This is a genomic window from Sphingomonas sp. FUKUSWIS1 (assembly GCF_000733135.1).
Taxonomy (GTDB): Bacteria; Pseudomonadota; Alphaproteobacteria; order Sphingomonadales; family Sphingomonadaceae; genus Sphingomonas; species Sphingomonas aerolata.
The window spans coordinates 1-5,066 of sequence record NZ_JPJC01000157.1; the positions used below are offsets into that span (position 1 = coordinate 1).

At 67.2% G+C, this 5,066-nt stretch carries 5 protein-coding genes; 4 read left to right on the top strand and 1 reads right to left on the bottom strand.

The window, feature by feature from the left end:
- Window positions 1-197: 197 nt before the first annotated feature.
- Window positions 198-1,214, top strand: a complete 1,017-nt coding sequence (locus tag sphsw_RS10145; RefSeq protein ID WP_031440521.1) for a fumarylacetoacetate hydrolase family protein — start codon at window positions 198-200, stop codon at window positions 1,212-1,214.
- A 12-nt stretch (window positions 1,215-1,226) separates the two neighbouring features.
- Here the strand turns inward: sphsw_RS10145 and sphsw_RS10150 are convergent, their stop codons facing one another.
- On the bottom strand, window positions 1,227-1,574 hold the full coding sequence (locus sphsw_RS10150; protein ID WP_031440522.1) for an MmcQ/YjbR family DNA-binding protein: 348 nt from the start codon (window positions 1,572-1,574) through the stop codon (window positions 1,227-1,229).
- Between the two features lie 195 nt (window positions 1,575-1,769).
- Between sphsw_RS10150 and sphsw_RS10155 the strand changes: the two genes are divergently transcribed.
- The 3 genes from sphsw_RS10155 to sphsw_RS10165 form a co-directional block, all read left to right on the top strand.
- On the top strand, window positions 1,770-3,077 hold the full coding sequence (locus tag sphsw_RS10155) for a thiamine pyrophosphate-dependent enzyme (protein WP_031440523.1): 1,308 nt from the start codon (window positions 1,770-1,772) through the stop codon (window positions 3,075-3,077).
- 56 nt (window positions 3,078-3,133) lie between these two features.
- The gene (locus sphsw_RS10160) at window positions 3,134-4,141 is read left to right on the top strand and encodes an alpha-ketoacid dehydrogenase subunit beta (RefSeq protein WP_031394420.1); all 1,008 of its coding nucleotides are present in this window, start codon (window positions 3,134-3,136) and stop codon (window positions 4,139-4,141) included.
- Window positions 4,141-5,066: 2-oxo acid dehydrogenase subunit E2 (locus tag sphsw_RS10165; protein WP_031440524.1), on the top strand; the 926-nt coding region annotated here is incomplete at its 3' end. The genes sphsw_RS10160 and sphsw_RS10165, both read left to right, overlap by 1 nt.

The window sequence follows — 5,066 nt, forward strand, 5'->3', positions numbered from 1 at the left end:
TGTCGCTGAGGACGGGCACGCGGACGATATCGAGGGGCATGGCGGAGCTTTCGAAGGCGGTGGCCAGGTGTGGCGCCGTGGTCGGGGGGATGCAAGGATAACGCATGAGCGGCCGGTCGGGATGCGCGTGCGACCGCCGGTCTCGACTTCCTGCGGCGGGCGGGCGTAGGGTGGTGAAAACATTGAGAGGATCCGCAATGAAACTGGCCAGCCTGAAGGACGCAGATCCAGCCCGGGGCCGTGACGGCCGGCTCGTCGTCGTGTCGAATGACCTCGCCTGGTATGCCGATGCGACGCATATCGCGCCGACGCTGCAGGCCGCGCTCGACGACTGGGACCGGCTTGCGCCCGCGCTCGAGAATCTGTCGACCGATCTCGAGCACGAGATGATCCCGATGCGGCGGTTCCACGAGCATGACGCGGCGTCGCCCTTGCCGCGCGCCTATCAGTGGGCGGACGGCTCCGCCTATGTGAACCATGTCGCGCTCGTGCGGCAGGCGCGCGCCGCCGAGATGCCCGACAGCTTCTGGCACGATCCGCTGATGTATCAGGGCGGGTCGGACGGGTTTCTGGGGCCGCGCGACCCGATCCCGCTTTCCGACGAGAGCTGGGGCTGTGACATGGAGGGCGAGGTCGTCGTCGTCACCGGTGACGTGGCGATGGGCGCGAGCCGCGACGAGGCGCTGGCGGCGGTGCGGCTGGTCGGGCTGACCAACGACGTGTCGCTGCGCAACCTGATCCCGGGCGAGCTGGGCAAGGGATTCGGCTTCTTCCAGTCGAAGCCCGCCAGCGCGTTTTCACCGGTGTTCGTGACGCCCGAATCGCTCGGCGACTGGTGGCAGGACGGCAAGCTGCACCGCAAGCTGATGGTCGACCTGAACGGCCAGCCCTTTGGCCGCGCCGAGGCGGGCGAGCACATGACGTTCGATTTCGGCACGCTGATCGCGCATGCCGCCAAGACGCGCAAGCTTGGCGCGGGGACGATCGTCGGGTCGGGCACGGTGTCGAACCGCGGCGCGGATGGCGGACCGGGCAAGCCGATCGCAGACGGCGGGGTCGGCTATTCCTGCCTGGCGGAAGTGCGGACGATCGAGACGATCGCGGGCGGCGCGGCGGTGACCCCGTTCCTGAAAAAGGGTGACACGGTACGGATCTGGGCGGAGGACGACCGGCATCGCCCGATCTTCGGGGTGATCGAGCAGACGGTGGAGTAGCGCGCGAGCCGGCTAGGGGCGCTCGCCATAGGCCTTGCGCTGCGCCGCGGTAGCGCGGTCCCACCAGGCGCGGGCGAGGAGATGTGCGATCCGCTCGCCCGCGCCGGTGCCGTAGCGGACCAGCACCGCCGGCCAGCCGTCATAATGATCGGTCTGCCAGAAGGTCGCGGGGTCGGTGTCGAGCAGGATGTCCTTTTCGTCGAGACCGATATGGAGCACGAAGCTGCCGGGATCGGGCGCTGTGGTGGACGCAAGCGTCTTGCCGCGGAACCTGAGTGCGGGCCGGCCGTAGCTGGTGCCCGGCTCGACACCCGGCAGCGTGCATCCGATCGCGACGACGGCGTCCCAGTCCTGCAGCATGTCGCCCTGCCTCCCCCCGTGTCCGCCCGCGTCCGCAGGCTCATGCTATCGCATTGACCGCATGGCGTTGCACGCCGCCGGTGCGAATGCGGAGTCCGGCAAAACTCCCTCTCGCCAATGCCGTTGAAATTTTATAACAAGGCCGCGAAGAGCGATCCGGCGCGTACGCCGCCGGGCGATGGAGATGGAGTGACGATGGCCAGCGAGCACCCTCGCGCCGATTCGCAGCCGCTGCGCAATCTACCCGGATTGATGCTGCATGTGCCCGAACCGAAGTTTCGACCCGGCGATCCGGTCGATTTCGCCGAAGTCGACGTGCCGCCCGCGGGGCAGGCGCGACGCCCCGATACCGCGGACAAGGCGAGCGATTTCACTGATCTCGCCTATACGCTGGTCCGCGTTCTCGACGATGACGGCAATGCGGTGGGGCCATGGGATCCCAAGCTTTCGCCCGATATGCTGCGGCGTATGCTGCGCAGCATGGCGCTGCTCCGCGCGTTCGACGAGCGCATGTTCCGCGCACAGCGTCAGGGCAAGACGAGCTTCTACATGAAGGCGCTGGGCGAGGAGGCGGTCGCGGTCGCGGCGGCCTATGCGCTCGATTACGAGGACATGTGCTTCCCCTCCTATCGCCAGCAGGGGCTGCTCATCGCACGGGGCTGGAGCCTCGTCGACATGATGAACCAGATCTATTCGAACACCGCGGACCGGCTTGGCGGCAAGCAGCTGCCGATCATGTATTCGGTCAAGGAAGCCGGGTTCTTCTCGATCTCGGGCAACCTCACGACGCAATATCCGCAGGCGGTGGGCTGGGCGATGGCGTCGGCGGCGAAGGGTGACACGCGGATCGCGGCGACCTGGTGCGGCGAGGGATCGACCGCGGAGGGCGACTTCCATTCGGCGTGCACCTTTGCCGCTGTCTACCGCGCGCCGGTGATCTTCAACGTCGTCAACAACCAATGGGCGATTTCGAGCTTTTCGGGGTTCGCGGGCGCGGAGGCAACGACCTTTGCGGCGCGCGCGGTCGGGTACGGGATTGCCGGGCTGCGGGTCGACGGGAACGACGCGCTGGCCGTGTACGCCGCGACGCTCTGGGCGGCCGAGCGTGCGCGGACCAACCAGGGGCCGACGCTGATCGAGCATTTCACCTATCGCGCGGAAGGTCATTCGACCTCGGACGATCCGGGTCAGTATCGCAGCGAGGGCGAGCCCAATGCGTGGCCGCTCGGCGACCCTATCAAGCGGCTGAAGGATCATCTGATCACGATCGGCGAATGGGACGACGAGCGCCACGCGGCGCAGGACAAGGAGCTCGCCGAGCAGGTGAAGGCCGCGCAGAAGGAGGCCGAGAAGAACGGCATCCTCGGCCACGGGCTGCACCAGCCGCTCGAATCGCTGTTCGACGGCGTGTTCGAGGAGCTGCCCTGGCATCTGAAGGAGCAGCGTCAGCAGATGCTCGATGAAGAGACGGCAAGCGGCCGTCCATGGGATCGCAAGGCATGAGCGACATGATCGAGGCACCCGGGTCCGAAGCAGCGGACGGCGGCGAGACCAGCCGGATGAACATGATCCAGGCGATCAACTCCGCCATGGACATCATGATGACGCGCGATCCCGACGTGATCGTGATGGGCGAGGATGTCGGCTATTTCGGCGGCGTGTTCCGCGCAACCGCGGGGTTGCAGGCGAAACACGGCAAGACGCGCGTGTTCGACACGCCGATCACCGAATGCGGGATCATCGGCGTCGCGGTCGGCATGGGCGCATACGGCCTGCGTCCTGTCCCCGAGATCCAGTTCGCGGATTACATCTATCCCGCGCTCGACCAGCTGGTGTCCGAGGCCGCGCGGCTGCGCTATCGCTCGGCGGGCGAGTTCACCTCGCCGATCACGGTGCGATCGCCGTTCGGCGGCGGCATCTTCGGCGGGCAGACTCACAGCCAGAGCCCCGAGGGGCTGTTCACGCACATGTCGGGGATCAAGACGGTCATCCCGTCGACGCCCTATGACGCCAAGGGCCTGCTGATCGCGGCGATCGAGGACAATGACCCGACGCTCTTCTTCGAGCCCAAGCGCATCTATAACGGACCGTTCGACGGCTATTGGGACCGGCCGTCGCAGAACTGGTCGAAGCATCCCGCGGGCGAGGTGCCGACCGGCTACTACAAGATCGAGCTCGGCAAGGCGAAGATCGTCCGGGCGGGCGAGGCGCTGACCATCCTCGCCTACGGCACGATGGTGCATGTCTGCGCGGCGGTGATCGCCGAGACGGGGATCGACGCGGAGATCGTCGACCTGCGCACGCTCGTCCCGCTCGACATCGAGACGATCGAGGCGTCGGTGAAGAAGACCGGGCGCTGCATGATCGTCCACGAGGCGACGCGGACCAGCGGCTTTGGCGCGGAGCTGTCGGCGCTGGTGCAGGAGCGGTGCTTCTACCATCTCGAGGCACCGATCGAGCGCGTAACCGGGTTCGACACGCCCTACCCGCACAGCCTGGAATGGGCCTATTTCCCGGGGCCGGTCCGTATCACCGAGGCCCTCAAGAAGATCATGAAGGACGCATAATGGCTCGCTTTACCTTCAAACTGCCGGATATCGGCGAAGGCATCTCGGAGGCCGAGATCGTCGCATGGCATGTCGCGATCGGCGACCGCGTCGAGGAGGATTCGCCGGTCGCGGACATGATGACCGACAAGGCGACGGTCGAGATGGAGTCGCCCGTATCGGGCGTCGTCGTCGAGCTGGCGGGCGAGGTCGGGGATCAGGTGTCGATCGGTGCCGCGCTGGTGGTGATCGAGACGGATGCGGTCGACGCCGGGGGCGAGGTCGTGGCGGCGCCGTTGACGCCGGCGCAGGCGGAGACGGCCGAGCAGTATGAGGCGGAGAATCCGGGGGTCGAGGAGGTGGTCGAAACGCCGACCGCCACCACCCCGGCGGAGGCCGGAGCCCAGGTGGGGGGCGCCGGTAACGACGCGCAGTCCGTTATTACGTCGACCTCTCCAACTGGGCCCCGGCCTTCGCCGGGGGGGAGTGACGAGCAGGTCGCTGCCGCCAAGGCGCATGCGCTGGCGTCGCCCGCGGTGCGGGCGCGGGCGCGGGATCTGGGGATTGATCTGGCGTCGGTGAAGACCGAGTCGGACCGGGTGCGTCATGCCGATCTCGACGCGTATCTGCGGTACGGCGCGGGTCAGGGCTATCAGGCGCCGGGGGCGAGCCGGGCCCGTGCGGACCAGCCGATCAAGGTCATCGGCATGCGGCGCAAGATCGCCGAGAACATGGCCGCGTCGAAGCGCGCGATCCCGCATTTCACCTATGTCGACGAGATCGACGTCACCGCGCTGGAGGCGATGCGTGCGGATCTGAACGCCAATCGTGGCGGGCGACCCAAGCTGACGATGCTGCCGCTGATGATCGTCGCGATTTGCAAGACGATCCCCGATTTCCCGATGCTCAACGCGCGCTATGACGACGAGGCGGGCGTGGTCACCCG